The 21,983-nt window shown below is 72.2% G+C and carries 22 protein-coding genes; 9 read left to right on the plus strand and 13 right to left on the minus strand.

Annotated elements, in window-relative coordinates; all coding sequences use genetic code 11:
• Positions 1–122: 122 nt before the first annotated feature.
• A complete protein-coding gene (locus tag B207_RS0126485) occupies positions 123–1,466 on the plus strand; it encodes an ABC transporter substrate-binding protein (protein WP_026311476.1) in 1,344 nt (447 codons plus the stop codon).
• Positions 1,467–1,620: 154 nt separating this feature from the next.
• Here the strand turns inward: B207_RS0126485 and B207_RS0126490 are convergent, their stop codons facing one another.
• From B207_RS0126490 to B207_RS0126525, 8 genes are all read right to left on the minus strand, one after another.
• Positions 1,621–2,433, minus strand: a complete 813-nt coding sequence (locus tag B207_RS0126490; protein ID WP_018639698.1) for an ABC transporter ATP-binding protein — start codon at positions 2,431–2,433, stop codon at positions 1,621–1,623.
• A gap of 23 nt (positions 2,434–2,456) precedes the next feature.
• A complete protein-coding gene (locus B207_RS0126495) occupies positions 2,457–3,314 on the minus strand; it encodes an ABC transporter ATP-binding protein (protein WP_018639699.1) in 858 nt (285 codons plus the stop codon).
• Positions 3,314–5,539 carry an ABC transporter permease gene (locus tag B207_RS0126500; RefSeq protein ID WP_018639700.1) on the minus strand — a complete coding sequence of 742 codons (2,226 nt, stop codon included), beginning with the start codon at positions 5,537–5,539 and terminating at the stop codon, positions 3,314–3,316. The genes B207_RS0126495 and B207_RS0126500 overlap by 1 nt, the downstream gene beginning before the upstream one ends.
• Before the next feature lie 88 nt (positions 5,540–5,627).
• Positions 5,628–6,089 (minus strand): hypothetical protein, encoded by a 462-nt coding sequence (locus B207_RS0126505; protein ID WP_018639701.1) that lies wholly within the window; start codon positions 6,087–6,089, stop codon positions 5,628–5,630.
• A 363-nt stretch (positions 6,090–6,452) separates the two neighbouring features.
• Positions 6,453–6,950, minus strand: coding sequence for a hypothetical protein (locus tag B207_RS41985; RefSeq protein ID WP_230205235.1), 498 nt, complete (start codon positions 6,948–6,950; stop codon positions 6,453–6,455).
• 93 nt (positions 6,951–7,043) lie between these two features.
• Complete coding sequence (locus B207_RS0126515; protein WP_018639703.1) at positions 7,044–8,033, minus strand: NAD-dependent epimerase/dehydratase family protein; 990 nt, start codon at positions 8,031–8,033, stop codon at positions 7,044–7,046.
• A 10-nt stretch (positions 8,034–8,043) separates the two neighbouring features.
• A complete protein-coding gene (locus tag B207_RS0126520) occupies positions 8,044–9,522 on the minus strand; it encodes a helix-turn-helix domain-containing protein (protein WP_026311477.1) in 1,479 nt (492 codons plus the stop codon).
• Between the two features lie 274 nt (positions 9,523–9,796).
• On the minus strand, positions 9,797–9,991 hold the full coding sequence (locus B207_RS0126525) for a hypothetical protein (RefSeq protein WP_018639705.1): 195 nt from the start codon (positions 9,989–9,991) through the stop codon (positions 9,797–9,799).
• Positions 9,992–10,413: 422 nt separating this feature from the next.
• Between B207_RS0126525 and B207_RS0126530 the strand changes: the two genes are divergently transcribed.
• The 7 genes from B207_RS0126530 to B207_RS0126560 all read left to right on the plus strand — a co-directional run bounded on the left by B207_RS0126530 (position 10,414) and on the right by B207_RS0126560 (position 16,073).
• Positions 10,414–11,820 (plus strand): nicotinate phosphoribosyltransferase, encoded by a 1,407-nt coding sequence (locus tag B207_RS0126530; protein WP_154675642.1) that lies wholly within the window; start codon positions 10,414–10,416, stop codon positions 11,818–11,820.
• A gap of 174 nt (positions 11,821–11,994) precedes the next feature.
• On the plus strand, positions 11,995–12,660 hold the full coding sequence (locus B207_RS0126535) for an NUDIX hydrolase (protein ID WP_026311478.1): 666 nt from the start codon (positions 11,995–11,997) through the stop codon (positions 12,658–12,660).
• A 148-nt stretch (positions 12,661–12,808) separates the two neighbouring features.
• The gene (gene clpS / locus B207_RS0126540) at positions 12,809–13,099 is read left to right on the plus strand and encodes an ATP-dependent Clp protease adapter ClpS (protein WP_018639708.1); all 291 of its coding nucleotides are present in this window, start codon (positions 12,809–12,811) and stop codon (positions 13,097–13,099) included.
• A gap of 310 nt (positions 13,100–13,409) precedes the next feature.
• A complete protein-coding gene (locus B207_RS0126545) occupies positions 13,410–13,982 on the plus strand; it encodes a DUF2017 domain-containing protein (RefSeq protein ID WP_051102685.1) in 573 nt (190 codons plus the stop codon).
• Positions 13,983–14,150: 168 nt separating this feature from the next.
• Positions 14,151–14,555: a Mov34/MPN/PAD-1 family protein gene (locus tag B207_RS0126550; protein WP_018639710.1), complete on the plus strand. Its 405-nt coding sequence runs from the start codon at positions 14,151–14,153 to the stop codon at positions 14,553–14,555.
• 182 nt (positions 14,556–14,737) lie between these two features.
• Positions 14,738–15,103, plus strand: a complete 366-nt coding sequence (locus tag B207_RS0126555; protein ID WP_018639711.1) for a MoaD/ThiS family protein — start codon at positions 14,738–14,740, stop codon at positions 15,101–15,103.
• A 22-nt stretch (positions 15,104–15,125) separates the two neighbouring features.
• Positions 15,126–16,073 (plus strand): PLP-dependent cysteine synthase family protein, encoded by a 948-nt coding sequence (locus B207_RS0126560; RefSeq protein ID WP_018639712.1) that lies wholly within the window; start codon positions 15,126–15,128, stop codon positions 16,071–16,073.
• 87 nt (positions 16,074–16,160) lie between these two features.
• Here the strand turns inward: B207_RS0126560 and rdgB are convergent, their stop codons facing one another.
• Genes rdgB through murI form a run of 4 tightly spaced genes read right to left on the minus strand, consistent with a single transcriptional unit; the run spans position 16,161 to position 19,211 of the window.
• Positions 16,161–16,811, minus strand: a complete 651-nt coding sequence (gene rdgB / locus B207_RS0126565) for an RdgB/HAM1 family non-canonical purine NTP pyrophosphatase (RefSeq protein WP_018639713.1) — start codon at positions 16,809–16,811, stop codon at positions 16,161–16,163.
• Positions 16,808–17,578: a ribonuclease PH gene (gene rph, locus B207_RS0126570; RefSeq protein ID WP_018639714.1), complete on the minus strand. Its 771-nt coding sequence runs from the start codon at positions 17,576–17,578 to the stop codon at positions 16,808–16,810. The genes rdgB and rph overlap by 4 nt, the downstream gene beginning before the upstream one ends.
• Positions 17,579–17,637: 59 nt before the next feature.
• Complete coding sequence (locus tag B207_RS0126575; RefSeq protein ID WP_018639715.1) at positions 17,638–18,384, minus strand: MBL fold metallo-hydrolase; 747 nt, start codon at positions 18,382–18,384, stop codon at positions 17,638–17,640.
• Complete coding sequence (gene murI, locus B207_RS0126580) at positions 18,381–19,211, minus strand: glutamate racemase (protein WP_026311480.1); 831 nt, start codon at positions 19,209–19,211, stop codon at positions 18,381–18,383. The genes B207_RS0126575 and murI overlap by 4 nt, the downstream gene beginning before the upstream one ends.
• 726 nt (positions 19,212–19,937) lie before the next feature.
• Here murI and B207_RS0126585 point away from each other — a divergent pair.
• Positions 19,938–20,324, plus strand: a complete 387-nt coding sequence (locus B207_RS0126585) for a hypothetical protein (protein WP_018639717.1) — start codon at positions 19,938–19,940, stop codon at positions 20,322–20,324.
• A 223-nt stretch (positions 20,325–20,547) separates the two neighbouring features.
• Here the strand turns inward: B207_RS0126585 and B207_RS0126595 are convergent, their stop codons facing one another.
• Positions 20,548–21,729, minus strand: a complete 1,182-nt coding sequence (locus B207_RS0126595) for a hypothetical protein (protein WP_018639719.1) — start codon at positions 21,727–21,729, stop codon at positions 20,548–20,550.
• Positions 21,730–21,983: the final 254 nt, after the last annotated feature.

Genomic DNA, 21,983 nt, shown 5'->3' on the forward strand with positions numbered 1-21,983 from the left:
TGGCCCGGTGCGGAGTCCCGCTGCCAGCGGTGACGTTCTCACTGTCGGTAGCCTGGCCGGCGTAGCCCGCGCGGAGCTCGTGGCGTGTGAGCGTCATCGATCAATCAGAGGAGTGCATGTTCATGCGAGCGAGAGCGCTCGTCGCCGGGGTTGTGCTGTCGTCTCTGGCGCTTGTCGCCTGCGGCAGCCGCGCGGGTGATTCAGATCAGTCGTCGAACGGTTCGCCGACCGGCGGCACGTCGGCCAACACCGCATCGGACACGGGCGTGACACCGACCGAGATCAAGGTCGGCACGATCGTCGGTATGAGCGGTGGCCTGGGCCCGGACACGTTCTCGGCGTCCTTGTACGGGGCGCGCGCCTACTTCAAGGCGCTGAACGCCCGCGGTGGTGTCAACGGGCGCATGGTCAACCTGGTGTCCTGCGACGACAAGAGCACCGGTGACGACAACGTCGCCTGTGCCCACGAGCTGGTCGACGACGAGAAGGTCTTCGCGCTGGCCGGTGTGACGGCGTTCGACTACGCCGGTGCCCAGTACATCGACGCGGAGGGTGTGCCGGACATCGGCGGCCAGCCGGTCTCGACGCAGTACGACCAGTACGAGCACCTGTACTCGATCTACGGCAGCGACTACCCGCGTGACGGCCGCCGGCCGGGCTTCGACGGGCAGCTGTACGCCGGCACCGAGAACTACCGCTGGTTCAAGGAGAAGCTCGGCGCCCAGGTCGCGGGTGTGGTCTCCTACAACATCGCGCAGTCGCAGCGGTACGCGACGGTGATCGCCGACGGGCTGCGTGCCGAGGGATACCAGGTCATCGAGGAGCAGATCAACCTCAGCGCCCCGAACTGGGCCGCGGCCGCGCAGAACATGAAGAACCGCGGGGTCCAGATCGTGTTCGACGCGATGGAGGACACCGGCAACAGCCAGCTCTGCTCGGCCATGGAGCAGCAGGGCCTGAACCTGCAGGCCAAGGTGACCACCTCGCAGGGCATGTCGAGCACCCTCGGCCAGCTCTACGCCAACTCGCCGAAGTGCCGCAACACTGTCTACGCGACGACCCAGTCGGCGACCTTCTCCGACGAGTCGATCCCGGCGGTCAAGGAGTTCCGGGACGCCGTCGCGACGCACGAGCCGGACCGTGTCGACAAGATGAACCAGTGGATGCTCGAGGGCTACGCGTCCGCGCAGTGGCTGACCGACGCGATGGAGTCCTGCGGTGCCGACCTGACCCGCAGCTGCGTCGAGGAGTACATGAACCGCGACGAGCCCTACGACGGCCACGGCCTGCTGACCGCGCGCGACTTCGTGAAGGATGAGCAGCCGCCGGCCGAGCTGCGGAACTGCCTCAACGTGGCCCGCTGGCAGGACACCGCGAACGGCGGCCGGGGCGGCTGGGTCACCGAGGGCGGCGACATGAACGCCAACTGCTTCACCGTGCGGAACCTTCCGTACCCGGCGGCCTGAGCCGACGGGAGCGGCGCGTAACACGCGCAGAACGGCGAACGCCGCGTGGCCCTCGGGCCACGCGGCGTTCGTGCTGCCGGTGTCGTGTCGCTGTGTCGGCGCCTGGTCCGGTCGCGGTCGGGCTCCGGCGCGATGCTGTCAGGAGTGAGTGCTGTCAGGAGTGAGTGCCGGCGGCCAGCAGCTCGCTGGCACCGAGCTCCGCCGGGGTGCCGGCGAAGGTGATCTCGCCGCGGTGCAGCACGTACACCATGTCGGCCAGGGCGAGCGCCTCCTCGGTGTACTGGTCGGCGAGGATCACCGTGGTTCCCGCGTCGGCGACCGTCCCGAGCCAGGCGAAGAGCTCACCGGCGACCTTCGGGGACAGCCCGAGCGAGAGCTCGTCCACCATGAGCACCGACGGGCGCGCGAGCAGGGCACGGGCCAGGGCCAGCATCCGCCGCTCGCCGCCGGACATGGAGCCGGCCCGCTGGTTCAGACGCTCCTGCAGCCGGGGGAACGCCTCCAGAGCGGGGGTGATGTCCGGGTGGCCGCTGGCCTCGGCGATGACCTGCAGGTTGTCGCGGACGGACAGCGTCGCGAACACGGCCCGCTCGTCCGGGACGAGCATCAGGCCGCGCTTCGCCCGGTTCGTCGTGGTCATCTTCGTGATCTGCTCGCCGCGCCAGCTCAGCGTGCCGCCGCGCAGCGGGATGAGGCCGGCGAGGACGCGCAGGGTGGTGCTCTTGCCCGCGCCGTTCGCACCGAGCAGCGCCGTGACCGCCCCGGACGGGATGGCCATCGTGATCCCGTGCAGGACCTCGATGGTGCGGTAGCCCGCGCGGGCGCCGTCCAGGAGCAGCTCGACGGCGGGCAGGTCACCCGTGCTGGCGGCACCGCTGCTGCCGTCGTCGACGGCGGGCGGGGCGGAGCCGGTGGCGGAGTGCGCGGCGGCGTTGTCGTCGGCGTGGTTGCCGGAGGTCGAGGTCACCCGGTTCTCCAGGGGCGTGCCGCTCATCGGGCGGCCGGGAAGGCAGGCTGGGGAAGCGGGGGCGAAATCCCGTTCGGCGGCGAGACCCCGCCCGGGGGTGGCGCGCTGGTCGACTTCGAGGCCAGCGGGCCCTGGGCCAGGTAGACCGACCGCACGGTCGGGTCGCTGCGCACCACGTCGGGGGCGCCTTCGGCGACCACCCGGCCGCCGACCATCGCGTACACCCGGTCGACGACCGCGAACACGAGGTCCACGTCGTGGTCGACGAGCAGGATCGCCACGCCCTCGTCGGCGATCCTGCGCACCAGTGCCGAGAACCTGTCGGTCTCGGCGGCGTCCAGGCCGCTCGCGGGCTCGTCCAGGAGCAGGACGTCCGGGCGCGCGCACAGGGCACGGGCGAACTCGACGAGCCGCAGCGCACCGGTCGGCAGGGTGCCGGCGACGGCCTCGCGGATGTCCGCCAGCTCCAGCGAGTCGAGGACCTCGTCGACGACGGCCAGGGCACTGGCGCGCCCGCGCGCCTTCAGCCCGAGCAGCCCACCGGCGTAGTCGCGGCGCCGGTTCTCCGCGGCGACCAGCAGGTTGTCGGCCACGGTGAGACTGGGGAACAAGGACGGCACCTGGAAGGTCTGCACCAGCCCGCGCCGGGAGCGGGCGTCCGGACTCATCCGGGTGATGTCGCGCTGGCCGAGCAGCACCTTGCCGCCGTCCGGCTGCTCCACACCGGTGAGCAGACTGAACAGTGTCGACTTCCCGGCGCCGTTCGGGCCGATGAGGCCGGTGATCTGGCCTCTCGGGACGTCCATGCTGACGTTCTCGACGGCGGTCAGCCCGCCGTAGCGGCGGACGAGGTCACGTGCCCGCAGGTCGTTGCGGCTCATCAGACACCTCTCTCGACCGGGAGGCCGGGCAGGCGCTGGAGGTGCCCGGCGCGGTTCTGGCCGTCGGTGGAGCCGTCCGCCGCGGCCCGCATGCTGGGCAGTGCCTCCAGAGCCAGACCGCTGCGGGCGGTGTGGGTGGCGACCGCGGTGAGCAGTGCCTCCCCGAAAGCCGTCGGGGCGGGTGCCCCGGCGGGAAGCACGACGCGGACGGCGCTGCCCGCGGCGCCCGCCCCCCCCGCGCGGCCCGCGCCGCCCGAGCTCGCGGCGACGCCGGCTCCGGTCAGCCGGCTGGCCGCGGCGCGGTCGGTGTGCGGCGACGGGACGAACTCGTCCGCCAGCACCCGCGCGACCCACGCGATGCCACCGCGGACGGCGGACATGAGGCCGCCCGGCATCCAGCCGAGCGCGAGCGCGAGGATGCCGACGGCCAGGATCGACGAGCCCGCCGGGGCGAGCACGTCGATGGCGACGATGAAGCCCGCCGCGATGATGGCGCCGGCGGCGCTGTCCGCGCCGAAGACGATCACTGCGGTGAACCACAGCAGGCTCTGCAGCGGTGCGAAGTCGTCGGTGGCGAACGACGACGCGCTGAAGGTGATCAGCCCGCCGCCGAGGGCGGCCACCACCGAGGAGATGGTGAACGCCAGCAGCTTGAGGTTGCGGACGTCGACACCCACGGCCGCGGCGCCCTCGGTGTGGTCTCGCACCGCCAGCAGCGCTCGGCCGAGCCGGCCGTGGTGCAGGTTGCGCACGACCAGCAGGCCGATGGCGAGGCAGACCAGCTCGAAGAAGTAGAAGGCCTTGTCGTTCAGCTCGGCGCCGAACAGGGTCAGCGGGTCGACGTACAGGCCGGAGGCGAAGTCGGGCTGCTCGAAGACGAACCGGCTCACGACCGCGCCGACGGCGAAGGTCGTCAGCGCCAGGGTCAGGCCGCGCCGGCGGATCGCGGGCCAGCCGGTGATCAGCCCGATCGGCGCCACCATCAGTGCGCCGAGGAACATCGCCCAGATGCCGGGGATCTCCGGCAGCCCGAAGAAGTCGCCGTTGGCGAGTTTCAGGGTGAACAGCGCGCCCAGGCCGGCGTACCCGGCGACGCCGAGGGAGAGCTGGCCGCTGTACCCGGTCAGGATCACCAGTGACAGGAAGACCAGGGCCAGCGCCGGGACCATGAACGCCGAGCGCAGGTCGGCCGGGGCGAAGGTCAGGGGCGCCAGCAGCAGCGCGGCCCCGCCCAGCTTCCCGAGGATGTCCCGGCGGGCCTCATGCCGGCTGACCGGGCCGGACGGAGGCGCGCCGCGGCTGGAGAAGCTCCCGGTGGCGCCCGAGTCACCGTTGCCGAGCTCCCGCAGTTTCGGCACGACGAGGAGCAGAACCAGCAGCGCGACGATGAACAGGTTCGACTGCAGGACGGTGAAGATCGTCCCGAGGTCGCCGTCGAAGGTGAACTGCTTGAGCTCGCTCTGCGCGACGGCGATCCCGAGCGCGGTCAGCACGGCGACCGGCAGGCTCGCCAGCCGGGCGGCGACGACGACCGCGAAGGTCTCCAGGACGAGCAGTGTGAGCCCGTACGGGTTGAGCCGGAACTGCGGTGCCAGCAGGATGCCGGTGAGCCCGGCCAACGTGGTGCCGAGCGCCCAACCGGCCGCGGCCACCTTGTCGGCGGGCACCCCGGAGAGCTCGGCGAGCTGCCGGTCGTCGACCACGGCGCGGACCTGACGGCCGAACCGGGTCTTCGCGGCCAGCAGGCCGAGGACCACGCAGAAGACGACGACCAGGGCGAGCTCGGCGAGGGCGTCCACCCCCACCCGGGTGTCGCCGAGGAGAGTGACGGACTCCCGCGGGAAGATGCTCGGCGCGTCGGTCCGGCTGCCCAGGCCCCAGATACCGGCGGTCATGCCGAGCGTCAGCACCAGGACGCCGAGGCTCGCGACCAGCGATTCGGCGGCTGAGGCGCGCCGCCGGGCGAGCGGGCGGAAGACGAGGCGTTCCAGCAGAAGGCCGATGCCGGGGGAGAGCACCGCGAGCGCGATGATCGCGGCCAGCCAGACCGGCAGCCCCCACTCGACGACCATCTCGCGGAAGACATAGGCCACCAGGGTGGCGATGCCGCCCTGGGCGAAGTTCAGAACGCCGTTGGTCCGGTAGGTGACCAGCACACCAATGCCGGACAGAGCGGCGATCGCGCCGAGGGAGATACCGGTCAGCGCAAGATCGATACTGGTCATCCGGTCACTCCGCGGATGGTCGCGGGAACGGGGCGGTCAACGGGCCCGTGCCCCTGTCGACGGTGCCCATCGCCTCTGCCGGACCCGCTCAGAACCGCTGGCCGGACACGGCGGCGGCGTTGGCCTGCCCCGTGACCGGGTGACCCTGCACGCTGTGGCCCGGCCCCCCGTGGCCGGGAGCGGCCTGGGTGCTCGGAGCACCCGCGCGGTCCGCGTCGGCCGCACCGCTGGCCGCCGCGGCGATGATCAGGGTGTGCAGGTCGTCCATCTGGCTGGCGAGCCGGCTCTGGGTCGCCTGGGTGGCATCCACCCGGTCGGCGACCAGCAGCGCGCAGCCCACCAGGACCAGTGCCAGCCCGCCGAAGCCGCCGGACACCACGTACGGCAGCTGGTAGGCGACTTCGGTCTCCTTGGAGACACCCAGGTAGCAGCCGAGGAGAAGGACTCCGCCTGCTGCCGCGACCACCCACCCCCGCAGCGCTCGCACGACATCGACGACGAGGCGCGACGTCGGTCGCGCTCCGGCGGCGGCAGCGGTCTGCTCGTCCACTTTCGTCTCCCCCAAGGAGCGTGTCGGCTGTGCCCATCGCCGCGATGCGCCACGGGGCACGTCGAGCGTGCCCCGCTGTGCAACGGATCCCCGACGACAGCCGCCAGATTAGTGTGCGGAGCTCACCAGGTGGAGTGTCAGGTTGCCGCGAGGGCTGTTCCCGGCAGGGCGTTGCCGGGAACAGGACATCCGTACGGATGCCTCTCTGGGAGGATATGACCTGCTTTAAAAGGACTTTCGGGGCGTGTCGTCTCAGGTGCGTGTCGGCAACCGGTCACCGTCTGTTGGACAGATTTTTTCTGTCCAATGACGATCTGCCAACCGTCGGTGGTGAAGACCACCGGAAAGTGGTGGTGGCCCGTGTCAGGCCTCGGCGCGCCCCGCCTCTGCCCGCCGGCTGCTTCCGGTGAGCCCGCGCACCGCCTGGAACTCGTCGACCGCCCGGAACTCGTCGACCTGCTCGAGCTCGTCCAGCTCGCTGGGCTGCCGGGGGCGCGGCGGCGCGAACACCGGTGCGGAGACCGCGGCGCAGCGCCCGTCGGTGAGCGGGTCGCCGTACGCCTGGCCGCTGTCAGCCCGGGCTGTGCGGGGAGCGGGGACGACCGGCTCGCAGTGCTCGGCCCACACCCGGCGCCGGCCCGCGGTGGCGCGGTCCTCCACTTCCAGCGGGGTCGGCACGCCGTGCAGCACGGCCTGCAGGTGCGCCCACTCATGGGCGCGATCCCAGCTCGGGAACGACCCGAGGTGTTCGCCCTCGTAGTCGTAGACGTGGAAAGGACGGCCCACCTGCTCCCCTCTCCCCGGGGGGAGGACGCGGCCACCCGGCAGCGTGCTCCCGCTGATCAGTTTCGGTCGGTTCATCGTGTCACGCCGGCCCGGAGCCGATCGGGCATACCGGTGAAACCCGCGCCGGAATTCGGTCGGGTCGGCGTTTCCACGGGTGTGACGGGTGTGTCAGGACACGATCGGGACGTCGCTGCGGCCTGCCGCGACCGCTTCGAGCACGGCCGTCGACCGCCAGGCGTCCTCGACGATCTTCTCGATCGTCGAGGACGGTGAGTTCCAGCCCAGGTCGGCGCGGATTCGCCGGCTGTCGGCGATCAGCGCCCGCGGCTCGGGCACCGCCGGCAGCGTCACCCGGGGCAGGTCGCGCCCGGTCACGCCTTCCACGGTCGTCAGCACGTCGGACACGCTCACTCCGACGCCGGATCCGACGTTGTAGACCGTGCAGCGGCCGGGCACGGTGGCCCGCAGCGCCGTCAGATAGGCCCGGGCCATGTCGACCACGTGCACGTACTCGCGGATCGACGCGCCGTCGCCGTTCACCCGGAAGGCGTCGCGGCGCCCGGAGGCCACCCCGAGCGCCGCCGGGATGATCCGGCTGCTGTCGCGGTCGGTGTGCGAGCCGACCGCGCCGGCAACGTTGAACGAGCGGAGCACGACGGCGCCGAGCCGGCCGGTCGACGCCTGGTAGGCCACCGCCTGTTCGGCGGCGAGCTTCGAGGCACCGTAGGGACTGGTCGGCACCGGGGTGCGGGTCTCCGGGATCGGCGAGGTGCCGGTGTCCCCGTAGACGGCGCAGCTTGAGCCGAAGACGAACCGCGGGGCGACCCCGGTCGCCCGGGTGCCCGCGTCGAGGGCGGCCAGCAGGTTGAGGGTTCCGGTGACGTTCGCGGCGTAGTACCGCAACGGTGTCTCGCGGGATTCCCGCACCCGGGTCAACGCGGCCAGATGGCACACCCCGTCGAACCCGCGGCTGACACCGGCCGCGGCGAGCTGCCGCGGGTCGAGGAGGTCCGCCTGGACCACCTCGACCATCCGCGACAGTCTCACCCGCGCCGAGGCGTCCCGGACGAGGGCGGTCACCTGGTGTCCGGCGGCTGAGAGCAGGTCGGCGGTCACACCGCCGACGAACCCGGAGGCGCCGGTGACGAGGATGCGCACAGAAACCTGATCAGACCGCTGCCCGCATGCGCAGGCCCGGCAGGAGCGTCTCCCGATGGCGCCAGGCGAGCTCCAGGCAGGCGGCGGCCGACGGAGCCAGCGGCTCGGTGTCGACCAGCCGGCGCAGCGAGGCCTGGGTGAACGGGATCCCCTCGTGGGCCTGGCGGCCCGGCCCGGTCGACACGACCGACCCCTCGGCGTTCGTGCGGACCATGTCCGCGAACAGCGAGTCGAAGGTGTCGGCCTCCACGACCAGCACGGTGAGGATCTCACCGAACAGGGTCAGGGCGTCCAGGCCCATCCCGAAGCAGAAGACCCGCAGCGTGCCGGCGCGCCGGGCCTGCTCGAAGGAGCGGAACGGCTCGTCGGCGTCGTAGTCGATCGGCCGCGACGAACTGCCGTCGTGTTCCGCGTTGCCGAGCAGCTCCTCGCTGAGCTCACGCATCACGTTGCGCCACAGGTCGAAGTCGGCGTCGTGGTGGAACGGCGTGATGCCGGACGGCTGGAACACCCCGGCGGGCAGCACGTGGTAGACCCCGCCCGCGGTGGCGACCGAACCCGCGCTGCGGCGGTGCAGCACGAAGCTCGCGCTGCCCCGGTCGAGGCGGATGGTCAGGGTGTTGATGGACGGCAGCGCGACCCGACCGGCCAGGTCGAACGGGTCACCGATGCGGCGCCGGAACGGCAGCGCGGGCCAGGCGAGCTCGCCACCCATCATCGCCGCGGCGGTCTCGTGCGCCACGGTCTCGCAGACGTCGACCGCGTCGAAGTAGGTGGTGTGGCCGAAGGTGAGGGTGGGGGCGGCACCCTCGGTCTCGGCCTCGGTGACGTCGAGCAGCCGGAAGCTGAGCCGGTTCTCGAACAGGGTGGGCCGGTCGAGGTCGCGCATGGCGCGGGTGTAGCGCTGGTAGCGGGACTGCGCGCCGCCGTCGCCGACGAGCGGGCGGGTGGCGTCGGCCTCGGGCTCGCTGCCGCTGATCGCCGCCTCGGCGGCCGACTCCTCCCACCGCAGGCCGATGTCGTTGATGTCGACAGGGGTGTCCCACACCCAGCCGGGCCGGGCGAGCAGGCCGTTGCCCAGACGGTAGGTCTCCGGGTACAGCCGCGCGGCCGCACGGGCCAGGCTGATCCGGTGGTGGTTCAGGTGGTCCCGGGTCAGCCGCCAGGCGCGCTGGCTGCCGGCGACCTTCTCCACCGCCGAGCCACGTGGTGGCTCACGGCGGCGGTCCGCCAGACCACCGGGGGCGAGTCCGACGTCCTCGGGCGACAGCCCGAGGTTGCGTGCGATGTGGCGCAGCGTGGAGATGTCGTGGATCGCTCGCCGACCGCTCTCGACCTTCGACACATAGGACTGGTCGAAGCCGAGGAGATCGGCGAGTTGCTGCTGGGTCAGGCCATGGGCCTGCCGGTACGCCCGTAGCAGCGACCCGATTCCCACACTTGTGGGAGTCGGCCGCGGTGGGGTCCACAGCCAGGTTTGTCCAGTCACCCGCTGTCCTCTCGTCCGGCGTCGGAGTAACGCGAAGTGAGCATAACGAGTCAGGCATCTGGTGGCGGGTGCTCATAAAACGTGCTGTGCGCATTATGTGTCATTTATAGCGGACCGCGACATCGTCGATACCTGCTGTTATTGGTGGCCGGACGGGGCGAACTCACAGTGCGACGTTCTGGCGCCGTGGCGGGCATCGGTGGCGGCCCGCCGGGGGAGCACGTCTCGGCCATTCGGACCGGATCTGAGGCCTTCCGGCCCGCCGTGACGAGGGTCACCGGTTGGCGGCCCCGTCCGCCAGGTCAAGGAAGACCACGATGACGATCAGCGCAAAGACCCAGCGCAGCAGGCCCATTCGGCCCCACACCTCGCGGATGAGGCCACGCCCGGCGCGGTGGCCGGCCCAGAGGAGGGCGAGCAGTGCGCCACCGACGACGACCAGGAAAACCCCGGCATAGCTACGGTCCACGCCCCTGACGATCTCATGGGTGGGCGGTTCTTGGGACAGTAACTGAGTGGGTACACGCGTGATCGCGCGTAACGGGCCGACTGAAGGTCCTTGTTGTGATTCACGAGCCCCTGATCGACCGAAGATGGCTACTCTGAGTCAACAGTGCGTGTGTCGTGAATCACATGGCCTGGTGGGTGTTTCGGGCCGCTGTCAGGCATACCCAGGGGTGCGGCGGGGTATGCAGGGGCCCGCACTGGCGCCGCGGGGTGCCGGGCCCGCCGCGCGGGCTACCCCGGACCGGTCGGGGCAGCCCGGATGGAGTAGCCCCGGGTAGTCCGGACGGATGGTTCGGCGCAGTCCGGACGGTAGGTAAGGGGAGCCGTGCCGCCGGTTCGCCCGATGTGGTGCGCCGGGCCGTTGTCATCCCTACCCTGGTCCGGATGTCCACGGTCCCGAGGTCGACGGCGTTCCTGACCGACCACTACGAACTGACCATGCTGCGTGCCGCCCTGCGCTCGGGCGCGGCCGGGCGCAGAGCGGTCTTCGAGGTCTTCACCCGGTCGCTGCCCGCCGGCCGCCGGTACGGCGTCGTCGCCGGGACCGGCCGTCTGCTCGCCGCGATCGAGGACTTCCGCTTCGGCGCCGCCGAGATCGAACACCTGACGGCGTGCGGCGTCGTCGACGCGGACACCGCCGACTGGCTCGCCTCCTACCGCTTCCGCGGTGACATCACCGGCTTCGCCGAGGGCGAGCCCTTCCTCCCGGACACCCCGGTCCTGGTGGTGGAGGGCACGTTCGCGGAGTGTGTGCTGCTCGAGACGCTGGTGCTCTCGGTGCTCAACCACGACAGTGCGATCGCCGCGGCCGGCGCCCGGATGATCGCCGCGGCGGGGGAGCGGCCCTGTCTGGAGATGGGCGGGCGGCGCACCCACGAGCAGGCCGCGGTGGCCGCCGCCCGCGCCGCCTACATCGTCGGCTTCGCCGCCACCTCCAATCTGGAGGCGGCCCGCGACTACGGCGTGCCCAGCGTGGGCACCAGCGCGCACGCCTTCACGCTCGCCCACGACAGCGAGGCGGAGGCCTTCGCAGCGCAGGTGGCGGCCCTCGGCGCCGACACCACTCTGCTGGTCGACACCTATGACGTCCACGCCGGCATCGCGAACGCCGTCGCCGCGGCCGGTGCCGGGAAACTCGGCGCCATCCGCCTCGACAGCGGCGACCCGGCCACGGTCGCCCGCGCGGCGCGTGCCCAGCTCGACGAGCTCGGCGCGGCGGCGACCCGGATCGTCGTCACCGGCGACCTCGACGAGCACGTGATCGCCAGGCTGGCCGCCGCACCGGTCGACAGCTACGGCGTCGGCACCAGGCTGGTGACCGGTGCGGGCGCCCCCACCGCCGGCTTCGTCTACAAACTGGTCGAGGTCGACGGCCGTCCCGTTGCCAAGGCCTCGATCGGCAAGCGGACCCGCGGCGGTCGCAAGGACGTCCTGCGCCGTCTCGGCCCGGACGGGACGGCGGTGGCCGATCTGGTCATGAGCCGCCCGCCGGCTGACGGGTCGCCCCCGCCCCCGCCCCCGCCCCCGGTCTGGTCGCCGGCGGCGGCGCCGGCACCGTCTCCAGCTCTGGCGCCGGCCGCGCGGGGGGCGGACCGTTCTCTCCTTGTACCTCTGGTGCGCTCGGGCGGGCTGGTGGACGGCGCCCTTGTCGGCGCCGCGGGTGTCGCCCGGGCCAGGGAACATCACCGGTCGGCGTTGGAGTCGCTGCCGGCGGGTGCCCGTGACGTGGCCTTCGGCCGTCCCTGCCTGCCGGTTGTCTTCGCAGGGGAAGGCGTGCGGGCGTCCGCCTGACCGTCCGTGGGCGGGGGTGCCGGCACAGGTGCCGACAGACCCCGCCAGACTTGACCGGTGGCCCGGGTTCCGCCGACGAACGTCGCGTCCGGGGGGTCCGGAGCGGCGGGCGCCCCGGACCGGTCAGCCGGTCCCGGTGCGGACCGGGCCCGGATCCCGGCGGTCGCCGTGAGCGTGGACGTCGTGCTCCTCACTCTTCGCGCGGGTCGGCTGTGCGTCCTCGTCATCCAGCGGGCCGGCGAGCCGTTCCGCGGGTCCTGGGCGCTGCCCGGTGGTTTCGTCGGCCCGGACGAGGATCTCGACACCTCGGCCCTGCGGCAGCTCGCCGAGGAGACCGGGGTCACCACCGCCGGGCACCTGGAGCAGCTGCGGACCTACGGCTGCCCGCAGCGCGACCCGCGAGGCCGGGTCGTCAGCGTCGCCTACCTGGCGCTGCTCCCGAACCTGCCCCAGCCGACGACCGGGCGGGACGGCCCGCGGGCCCGCTGGTGGCCCGTCGGCGACCTGGACTCCGCGGACGGCCCGACCCTGGCGTTCGACCATCCCCGGATCGTCGTCGACGGGGTCGAGCGGGCGCGGAGCAAACTGGAGTACACACCCCTGGCCGCAGCCTTCTGCGAGGAGCCGTTCACCCTCGCGGACCTGCGCCGGGTGTACGAGGCGGCCTGGGGCGTCGCGCTCGATCCGCCGAACTTCCGGCGAAAGGTCCTCTCCACCCCCGACTTCGTCGTCGCTGTCGGCCAGCGGGCCTCCCCGCGGGGAGGCGGGCGCCCGGCCGAGCTCTACCGGCGCGGCACGGCGACCGCGCTGTACCCCCCGCTGCTGCGCCGTACTGTCTGACGGCCGATCCTGACCAGCCATCCGAATCCGGCCTTCGATACCGGCCGTCCAGCCACCGCGCGGCGGACTGGGGAGCGATGTGGTTACCGTGTGCGACAGCAGGGCTGCCGTCGCGAGTTGGTGAAGGGGAGGGGTAACAATAGACCCCGTGTCCGTCACCGCCGTGTCGCCGGTCGAGGTCGAGGACGTCGAGGACGTCCCCGAGGAAGACCGCCTCTGGGTCACCATCGTCTGGAACGACCCGATCAACCTCATGTCGTATGTGACGTACGTCTTCCGAAAGCTGTTCAACTACAGCGAGACGAAGGCGACCAAGCTCATGCTCGACGTCCACCACAAGGGCCGTGCCACTGTCACATCCGGCACCCGCGAGGAGATGGAGGCGGCCGCGGAGCGGCTGCACACCTATGGGCTCTGGGCCACCATCGCGCAGGACTGACCGCCCGGGCCGCAGCCGGGCGGGCGGGCCGGGTCGTTCCGGCGCAGCCCGCGGCGGCGGCTCGGGCGGCGGCTCGGGCGGGTCCGAAGGCGGCCCGGCCAGTGGCCGGGGTCCCGTCCTCGGTGCGGGGGGCGGCCCCGCTTCCGGGGCCCGTCGGTGGTGTCGGCGTGGTCCCCTTCCGTGGGTGCGGCGCGGGCTTCGGGTGATCGGCGTGACCAGACGGTGGCTGCGGGTCGTAGGCTGGCTGCCGGTGCCGCCGGGCCCGCCCGCGGGTGCCCGCCGGCGGCTGGCGGCCTGGTGGCAGCGGATCATGGCCTGGCGGACGACGACAACCCTGGGGCGGAGGCGTGTGAACGGGTTCCGGCGAACCGGCGCCGGCATCGAGCTGCGGCTTCCCCAGCTCGAGTCGACGCTGCTCACCGAGCTGCTGGAGCAGGTGGAGGGGCTGCTGCAGCCGCCCCCGGTCGACGATCCGCTGGAGGCGCTCGTCGGCCTGCGGGACACCGCCCCGCCGCCGCCGGAGGACCCGGCGGTGGCCCGGCTGCTCCCTGACCCCTATCCGGACGACCCGATGGCCTCCGGTGACTACCGCCGCCGCCGGACAGATGACGCGCTGGCCCGTCGCCGCGACGCGGCCCGGCGGGTGCTGGCCGCCGTGCCCGCCCCCGGAGCCGTCCTGGTGCTCGACGACGAGTCCGCCCAGGACTGGCTGACTGTCCTCAACGACCTGCGTCTCGTGCTCGGGACCCGGCTCGGGCTCACCGACGACGAGTCGACCGAGGAGCTCGACCGGCTGGTTCCGGACGACCCGCGCGCCCCGGTCGCCGCCGTCTACAACTTCCTGACCGAGCTGCTCGACGAGCTGACCCGGACCATGCTCTGACCGGTGCTGTGACCCTGCTGTGATCGCGTCCCGGAGGGCTGTCCGGTCCTGAAGTGGGGCGCCGCCCGGGGTTCGTGCGAGTGCTGCGGCCTGCCGCGGGCAGGCCGAGGCAGGGGATGTGTCCGCATGGACGCCCGATCCGGCCCGTCCGCGTCGTACGGTTGTCGCGTGCTGCGCATCGACCGAACCCACTACGAGGCGATCGTCGCCCACGCCCGCCGTGACCATCCCGACGAGGCGTGCGGGCTCATCGCCGGTCCCATCGGGTCGGACCGCGCGGCGCGGTTCGTCCCGATGCTCAACGCGGAGCGGTCGCCCACCTACTACCGCTTCGACGACGGCGAGAAGCTCCGGGTCTTCCGCGAGATGGACGACCGCGACGAGGAACCCGTCGTGATCTACCATTCGCACACGGCGACCGAGGCCTACCCGTCACGGACGGACGTCTCCCAGGCCAGCATCCCGGATGCGCACTACGTGCTCGCCTCCACCCGCGACCCCGAAACCATCGAGTTCCGGTCCTTCCGCATCGTCGACGGTGCGGTCACCGAGGAGCAGGTGGAAATCGTCTGAGCCCGCTGTGACGTTGCTGTAGGGGGCGTCATGACCCGGGCATGGCGGGGCGGGGGCTGTCAGCATGGCCTCCGGCCAGCCCGGCCGCAGCTGTCCGAACGCAAGCAGAGACGCATCCACGTCGCCCACGCCGGGCGACGCGCCACGGCGGCCCCGCCGGCGGCGACCGAGGAAGGAGCACCATGGCAGTCCAGGTCCGTGTGCCGACGATCCTGCGCAGCTACACCGGAGGCGCCAAGCTGGTCGAGGGCACGGGCGACACGCTCGCCGCGCTCTTCCTGGATCTTGATGCCCGCCACGCCGGGCTGCGCTCCCGCCTGATCTCCAGCGACGGCGAAGGCGAGCTGCACCGCTTCGTCAACATCTACATCAACGACGAGGACGTCCGCTTCCTCGGCGGCCTCGACGCCAAGCTGAGCGACGGCGACAACGTCACAATTCTCCCCGCCGTGGCCGGTGGCTCCGCCACCGTACCGGCCACTTCGGGCGAGGTCACGATTCTCCCCGCCGTGGCCGGTGGCTCCGCCGGGGACACCACACTTCTCTGATCAGGGCGGCAGGTCCCTTCTCATGCGTTACGACTCCCTGGTGGACTCGGTAGGCCGTACCCCGCTGGTCGGCCTGCCGAGGCTGTCTCCCTCGGCGGAGGTCCGGCTCTGGGCAAAGCTGGAGCAGGACAACCCCACCGGATCGATCAAGGACAGAGCGGCCCTGTGGATGATCGCGGACGGGGAGAAGCGCGGCCTGCTCTCCCCGGGCGCGACCGTTTTGGAACCGACGTCCGGCAACACCGGTATCTCGCTGGCGATGGTGTGCAGCCAGAAGGGATACCGGCTGATCTGCGTGATGCCGGAGAACACCTCCGTGGAGCGCCGCCAGCTGCTCCAGATGTGGGGCGCCGAGATCGTCTCCTCGCCGGCCGCCGGCGGCTCGAACGAGGCGGTGGCCGTGGCCAAGCGGCTCGCCGCCGAGAACCCGGACTGGGTGATGCTCTACCAGTACGGCAACCCGGCGAACGCGCAGGCCCACTACGAGACGACCGGCCCGGAGATCCTGGAGGATCTGCCGACCATCACCCACTTCGTCGCCGGGCTGGGCACCACCGGCACGCTCATGGGGACCGGCCGGTACCTCCGCGAGAACGTTCCCGACATCACGATCGTGGCGGCGGAGCCCCGCTACGGCGAGCTCGTGTACGGGCTGCGCAACATCGACGAGGGGTTCGTCCCGGAGCTCTACGACCCCTCGGTGCTGACCTCGCGGTACTCGGTGGGCCCGCGGGAGGCCCTGCGCCGCACCCGGGAGCTGGTGCAGCAGGAGGGTATCTTCGCGGGGATCTCGACCGGCGCGATCCTGCATGCCGCGCTAGGCCAGGCCGAGCGGGCGGTGCGAGACGGCCGGCGGGCCGACATCGCGCTCATCGTCTGCGACGGCGGGTGGAAGTACCTGTCCACCGGTGCCTACGCGGGCACCCTCGCCGAGGCCGAGGCGGCCCTGGAAGGCCAGCTGTGGGCCTGACGGCGTTTGGCGGCGGCGCAGTGCCTGGCGGCGGCACGGCGGCTGGCGGCGGCACGGCGGCCGCGTAGCCGCGGCTCGTCGGGTGGCTCAGCCGGCGGCGGACACCGGCGGCAGGGTGGCGATGAAGGCGGCGAGGCCGCGCAGAGCCTTGCCCCGGTGGCTGATCCGGTCCTTCTCCTCGGCGGTCAGCTCGGCGTTCGTCCTGGTCTCGCCGTCGGCGACGAACAGCGGGTCGTAACCGAACCCGCCGCTGCCCCGCCCCTCGGCGAGCAGCTGCCCGCGCAGTGAGCCGTGGACGACGTGCTCGGCCCCCTCCGGGGTGACGAGCGCCGCGGCGCAGACGAAGGCCGCGCCACGGCGCGGCGGTTCGACGTCGTCGAGCTGGGCGAGCAACAGGGCGTTGTTCGCCGCGTCCCGCTCGGCCCGGCTCCCGCTCCGGGCACCGGCCCAGCGGGCCGAGCGCACGCCGGGCATGCCGGCGAGCTCGTCCACGGTGAGGCCCGAGTCGTCGGCGATGGCGGCAAGCCCCGTCGCGGCGACCGCTGCCCGGGCCTTGATCAGCGCGTTCTCGGCGAAGGTGGACCCGGTCTCGGCGACCTCCGGGCCGTCAGGCAGTGGCAGCACCGCGACGCCCAGGCCGGTGGCGGTGAGGATGCGGTGCAGCTCGCGCAGCTTCCCCTCGTTGCGGCTGGCGAGGACGACCTGCCGCGGCCGCCGCGCCCCCCCGGCTGTGTTCACCGGGAGCCGGCTGATTTCGGCGCCGAGGCGGCGCGCTGGGGGGTGGGCGGCCCGGCCGGCGCGGGGAGCGCCAGCGCCGCGTTCTGAATCTCGGTGAGTTGTGCGCACCCGCCGACCGCGAGATCGAGAAGCTGGTCGAGTGCGGCCCGGTCGAACGGGGCCCCCTCCGCCGTTCCCTGGACCTCGACGAAGCCGCCCGTGCCGGTGCAGATGACGTTCATGTCGGTGTCGGCCGTCGAGTCCTCGGTGTAGGCGAGGTCGAGCATCGGGACGCCCTTGACGATCCCGACGCTGACCGCGCACACGCTGCTGACGATTGCTCCGGGCCGGCCGAGCCACCGGCAGGCATCCGCCAGCGCGACGTAGGCGCCGGTGATGGCGGCGGTGCGGGTGCCGCCGTCGGCGAGCAGCACGTCACAGTCGATGGCGATGGTGTTCTCGCCGAGCGCCTTCAGATCGATCGCGGCCCGCAGGCTCCGCCCGATCAGGCGGGAGATCTCGTGCGTGCGGCCGCCGATGCGCCCGCGGACCGACTCGCGGTCGTTGCGGGTGTGCGTCGCCCTGGGCAGCATCGAGTACTCGGCTGTCACCCAGCCGAGCCCGCTGCCCTTGCGCCACCGCGGGACGCTCTCGGTGACGGAGGCGGCGCACAGCACCCTGGTGAGCCCGGCGGAGATCAGGGCGGACCCCTCCGCGTGCTCCTGCCAGCCCCGTTCGATCGTGATCTCGCGGAGCTCGTCGGTCTTCCTGCCATCGACTCGGATCACGGGAGGAGACCCTATCGGCGGGGTGCGACAGTCGTGCGGGCGACCGGTACCGCGCGGGTTCAGACCTCGTAGATCGCGCCGGTGCTCGCGAGGCTGAGATCGCCGTCGAAGGCGTCCCGGGCCTCGCCGTGCGTGCGCTCCACGTTGCCCCACGGCACCAGGTGAGTGAGGACGAGGCGGCCGACGTCCGCGCGGGTCGCGTGCTCACCGGCGTCCTTGCCGGTCAGGTGCAGATCCGGCGGGTTGTCCTCACCGTCCAGGAAGGAGGCCTCGCACAGGAAGAGGTCGCTGCCCTGCGCCAGCCGGACGAGCCGGTCGCACACGCCGGTGTCGCCGGAGTAGGTCAGCGTGCGGCCGCCGGCGGTGACCCGCACCCCGTACGCCTCGATCGGATGGGCGACCCGCGCCAGGTCGATGCGGAACGGCCCGACGTGCAGGCGCCCGGGCCCGATTGTGCGGAAGTCGTAGATGTCGGCGAGGGAGTCCTCCGGCCAGCGCTCGAAGGCGCCGCACAGCCGCTCCTGGGTGTTGATCGGCCCGTAGACGGGCAGCTTCGGCGGCATCCCCTCGGGGTGGTAGCGCCGCGCGTAGGACGTCGCGACCAGGTCGAGGCAGTGGTCACCGTGCAGGTGGCTGAGCAGGACGGCGTCGACGTCGCGGATGTCGCAGTGGTGCTGCAGCTCGCCGACGGAGCCGTTGCCGGCGTCCAGCACGAGCCGGAAGCCCTCGTCCTCGATCAGGTAGGACGAGCAGGCGGACGTGGGCCCCGGGTAGGTGCCCGAACAGCCGAGGATCGTGAGCTTCATCGTGCTGCCACCTCCGCCTGGCGGGGTGCGGGCATGGCGGCGAGGCCGACCGCGGTGATCTCCGGGCCGAGGAACCGGCGGCCGACCCTGGCGAACGCGCCCGGGTCGCCCGTCGTCAGGAACCGGTGGACCGGTAGTGGCAGGGCGGGATCGCGGAACAGCCCGTCGCGGGCGAGGACCCGGTAGGTGTCCTTTGCCGTCTCCTCCGCGCTGCTCACGAGTGTGACCCCCTCGCCCATGACGAGACCAATCACACCGGTCAGCAGCGGATAGTGGGTGCATCCAAGAATCACTGTGTCCACATCGGCTTCCTGCAGCGGCGCGAGATACGCCTCGGTCAGTCCCAGCAACTGCCGCCCGGACGTGATGCCGCGCTCGACGAAGTCGACGAAAGCCGGGCACGCCACGCTCACCAGCTCGGTGCCCGAGGCGGCGGCGAAGGCGTCCTCGTAGGCCCGGCTGGTGATGGTGGCGACGGTTCCGATAACTCCCACCCGGCCACTCCGTGTTGCGGCTACGGCACGGCGGGTCGCGGGCACGATGACCTCGACCACCGGTACGTCGTAGCGTTCCCGGGCGTCGCGCAGGCATGCCGCGCTCGCGGAGTTGCACGCGATGACCAGAAGTTTCACGCCCGCGGCGACGAGATGGTCCAGCGCGGCCAGGGCGTGCCGGCGGACCTCGGCGATCGGCCGCGGGCCGTACGGGGCGTTCGCGGTGTCGCCGATATAGAGCAGTGGCTCTCCTGGCAGCTGGTCCAGGATCGCGCGCGCAACGGTGAGACCACCGACTCCACTGTCGAACACCCCGATGGGCGCGCCACTCATGAGCGATGAGACTAAGCCGGAAACCCGGCGCCCACCCTGTGGCTGTCATCACTGGACCGCTGTCCGATCCCGGACAGTGCACGCGTCACGGACATGCTGGGCGTCACCGACAGTCCCACTCATTCCAACCCGGGACGTTTCGGTCCACGTCATGCGATGTCTGGACGATACGGCAGTGGTCACCCACGGGCCGGCGGCCACCCCTGCCGTGGGTTCGCCCACGGCCCCGCCGCCGGCCGTGACGGATCTCTCGCCCGTGGCGCTCGCCTGTCCCCGGATGGTCAGTGAGTGTCGCCACCTGCGTTCGGCCGGGCACGCCATACGGGGACAGGGGCAGCAAAGGGGGTGTACGCTAGAACTGCCTGTAGTCGATCAGTGACTAAAAGCTATCGGCCAGGTAGGTTGAGGACGCGACTGAGGTGTCCGGGTCGTTCCAATCATCCGTCCCCGGCCCGTGACACCCCAGTCGCATCCTCGATCTTGTTTTCCGCCTCCCGGGGCCCGCCGCGAACGCCTGGAGATCGTCGCGGATCCCGCCATCTGTCGAGGTGGCGTGGCCCGCGCGGACCTGGCGCAACCGCCGTCGCCGCGGGCCCGCGGGCGGGCCGCCGCCCACCGTGCATGGTGATCCGTGTTGCCGCTGACCTGCGGCGCTGTGGCCTGACGTCACTGTCGGGTTGGCGTCGATCGCCCCCCGCGGGCCGGTCTGAGGCGTAGGAAAGCACCGTGGCTCGGTTCAACATTGCGACGGTCGGTGCGCTGGCCGTCACGGCCGGGATGGCTGCCGGCTCCGCCGACTCGCCGCGGCCAGCATGGGTGTTTCTGGTCGGAATGATCACCTTCGTCGTCCTGGGGGTCAACATCACTGCCTGGCTTGTGGTCCCAAGGGTCATCGGATCCGCCTTCGCCGCCGCGCCGCCGCTGCCCGCCGAGCCGGGCTCCCACGGCCGCGACCGCGACACGGACTGGTCCTCCTCCTCGGAGTGGCAGCCCGAGGCATGGTCGTCGAGCTGGGACTACGCGGGCAGTGACAGTGCGGACGGCTCCGAAGGCGCCGACGACGACTGGCCAGCCCACCCCCGGGGCAGCCGGCACCGCCGCGACCGACCGTGACACCGGTCCCGGCCCGGCCCGGCCACCGGGCACCGGCCACCGGGCACCGGGCCGTTCGGCTTCCTGGTGAACTCCGGCCACTGGTGAACTCCGGCCACGGCCCGACGGCCGGCGACCACCGCGCCGCGGGCGACAACTGGTCCGCCGCGCCCGGCTCCGTGCCCGGCTCCGTGCCCGGCTCCGCCGACAGCGCGTAACCATCGGCTCGGGACCCGATGCAGGCTCAGGAGAGCAGGACGTCCCGATGCGTCCAGGCGAGCGCGACCAGCGCGGCACCGGCTGCCTGCACCGGTTCGTCCCGGAGCAGCCGGTGCACGGTCGGTTCGGTGAACGGGATGCCGGCGAAGACGGATCCCTCCGCGTTCGTGGCCACCAGGCCGGCGAACAGGGCGTCGAACACCGTCGCCTCGAAGACCGCAACCGTGAGCAGATCGGTGGCGAAGGTCAGCGGATCGACACCGAGACCGAGAACCGAGACCCGCACTCCGCCGTCGCGGCGGGCCTGCGCGAGACTCGCGGCGAACGGCCAGGCACCGTAGTCGATGGGCTGGCGGTCGCTGCCGTACTCCTCCGCGGTGCCGAGCAGCTCCTCGGAGTACTCCCGCGTGATCGACCGCCACAGGTCGAAGTCGTTGCGGAGGTTCCACTCCGCCGGACCGGACGGCTGGAAGATGCCTGCCGGCACCACCTGCAGCAGCCCTCCGGCATGACCGACCTTCGTCGGGTCCCGGCGGTGGAGAAGCATCGTCGCCCTCCCGGTCTCGCCGGCTGCGCCGGCCGTGCGGTCGAGGCGGATCGTCAGAGTGCAGACGGCGAGGTTCGCCGGCCGCCGGCGGAGGTCCCACGGCTCACCCACGGCCTGTCGCAGCGTCCGGTCGGAACTCGCGGCGAACTCGTGGGCGCAGGCCTCCCCGACGTCGATGCCGTCGAAGTAGCGACCGAGACCAAAGGTCAGCGCACCGCGCCCACCCGGGCGCGACAGATCCGCGTCGTGCAGCCGGTAGGTGGGCAGGTCCACGAACATCGCCGGCCGGTCGAGCGTGGCCATCGCCGCGGTGTAGCCCGGGTAGCGGCGCCCCCCGGAGTCCACCGGACGGACGCCCTCGCTGCCCGGCCCGCGACCGGTCACCATGCCCGGATTCGCCTCACCCGTGAGGCCCGCGGTGAGATCGATCGTGACGGCCGAGAGCGGCAGCGGCTCGGCCGGGATCCACCGCTGGGCGGCCACCAGTGGGGTGCCGGCCACCTGCGCCGACCGCGGATACTCCCGCGCCGCCTGCAACGCCAGCTCGAACCGCCGCCGCTTCAGCTCGCCGCGGGCACGAAGCCAGGCAAGCTCGCTCGTCGTCCGGCTGACGCCGGTTTCCGTACCCGTGGTGCCGCCGTCCGGTGACACGGTCGTCATCCCGCCTGCTCCCTTTCGTGGGGCCGGGCGGATTCCGCCGCCCGCCGCCGCGCCCGCGGCCATTCTGCGGCCGGGCTGCGCCGAGGGCTTCGGGCGGTCCCTCCGATCGTGTCGACAGCCGTCTCCGGCCCCCGGTCGGCCCCCGGTCGGCGGCGGCGGCCGGGGCCGGAGACGGCGGGCACACCCGTCCAGCCGGCTCGCCGGTGCTAATTACCGATAAATTTCCGCGGCTGGACGGGTTGATGTGGCGATTG

The organism is Parafrankia elaeagni, from assembly GCF_000374165.1.
GTDB lineage: Bacteria > Actinomycetota > Actinomycetes > Frankiales > Frankiaceae > Parafrankia > Parafrankia elaeagni.

Excerpts from the sequence above, each read along its gene's own strand:
- B207_RS0126485 (WP_026311476.1), top strand. The coding sequence starts at position 123 with ATGCGAGCGAGAGCGCTCGTCGCCGGGGTTGTGCTGTCGTCTCTGGCG.
- B207_RS0126500 (WP_018639700.1), bottom strand. The coding sequence starts at position 5,539 with ATGACCAGTATCGATCTTGCGCTGACCGGTATCTCCCTCGGCGCGATC.
- B207_RS0126545 (WP_051102685.1), top strand. The coding sequence starts at position 13,410 with ATGGCCTGGCGGACGACGACAACCCTGGGGCGGAGGCGTGTGAACGGG.
- B207_RS41985 (WP_230205235.1), bottom strand. The coding sequence starts at position 6,950 with ATGAACCGACCGAAACTGATCAGCGGGAGCACGCTGCCGGGTGGCCGC.
- B207_RS0126595 (WP_018639719.1), bottom strand. The coding sequence starts at position 21,729 with ATGACGACCGTGTCACCGGACGGCGGCACCACGGGTACGGAAACCGGC.
- B207_RS0126555 (WP_018639711.1), top strand. The coding sequence starts at position 14,738 with ATGGCAGTCCAGGTCCGTGTGCCGACGATCCTGCGCAGCTACACCGGA.
- B207_RS0126560 (WP_018639712.1), top strand. The coding sequence starts at position 15,126 with ATGCGTTACGACTCCCTGGTGGACTCGGTAGGCCGTACCCCGCTGGTC.
- murI (WP_026311480.1), bottom strand. The coding sequence starts at position 19,211 with ATGAGTGGCGCGCCCATCGGGGTGTTCGACAGTGGAGTCGGTGGTCTC.
- B207_RS0126575 (WP_018639715.1), bottom strand. The coding sequence starts at position 18,384 with ATGAAGCTCACGATCCTCGGCTGTTCGGGCACCTACCCGGGGCCCACG.
- B207_RS0126495 (WP_018639699.1), bottom strand. The coding sequence starts at position 3,314 with ATGAGCCGCAACGACCTGCGGGCACGTGACCTCGTCCGCCGCTACGGC.
- B207_RS0126530 (WP_154675642.1), top strand. The coding sequence starts at position 10,414 with ATGTCCACGGTCCCGAGGTCGACGGCGTTCCTGACCGACCACTACGAA.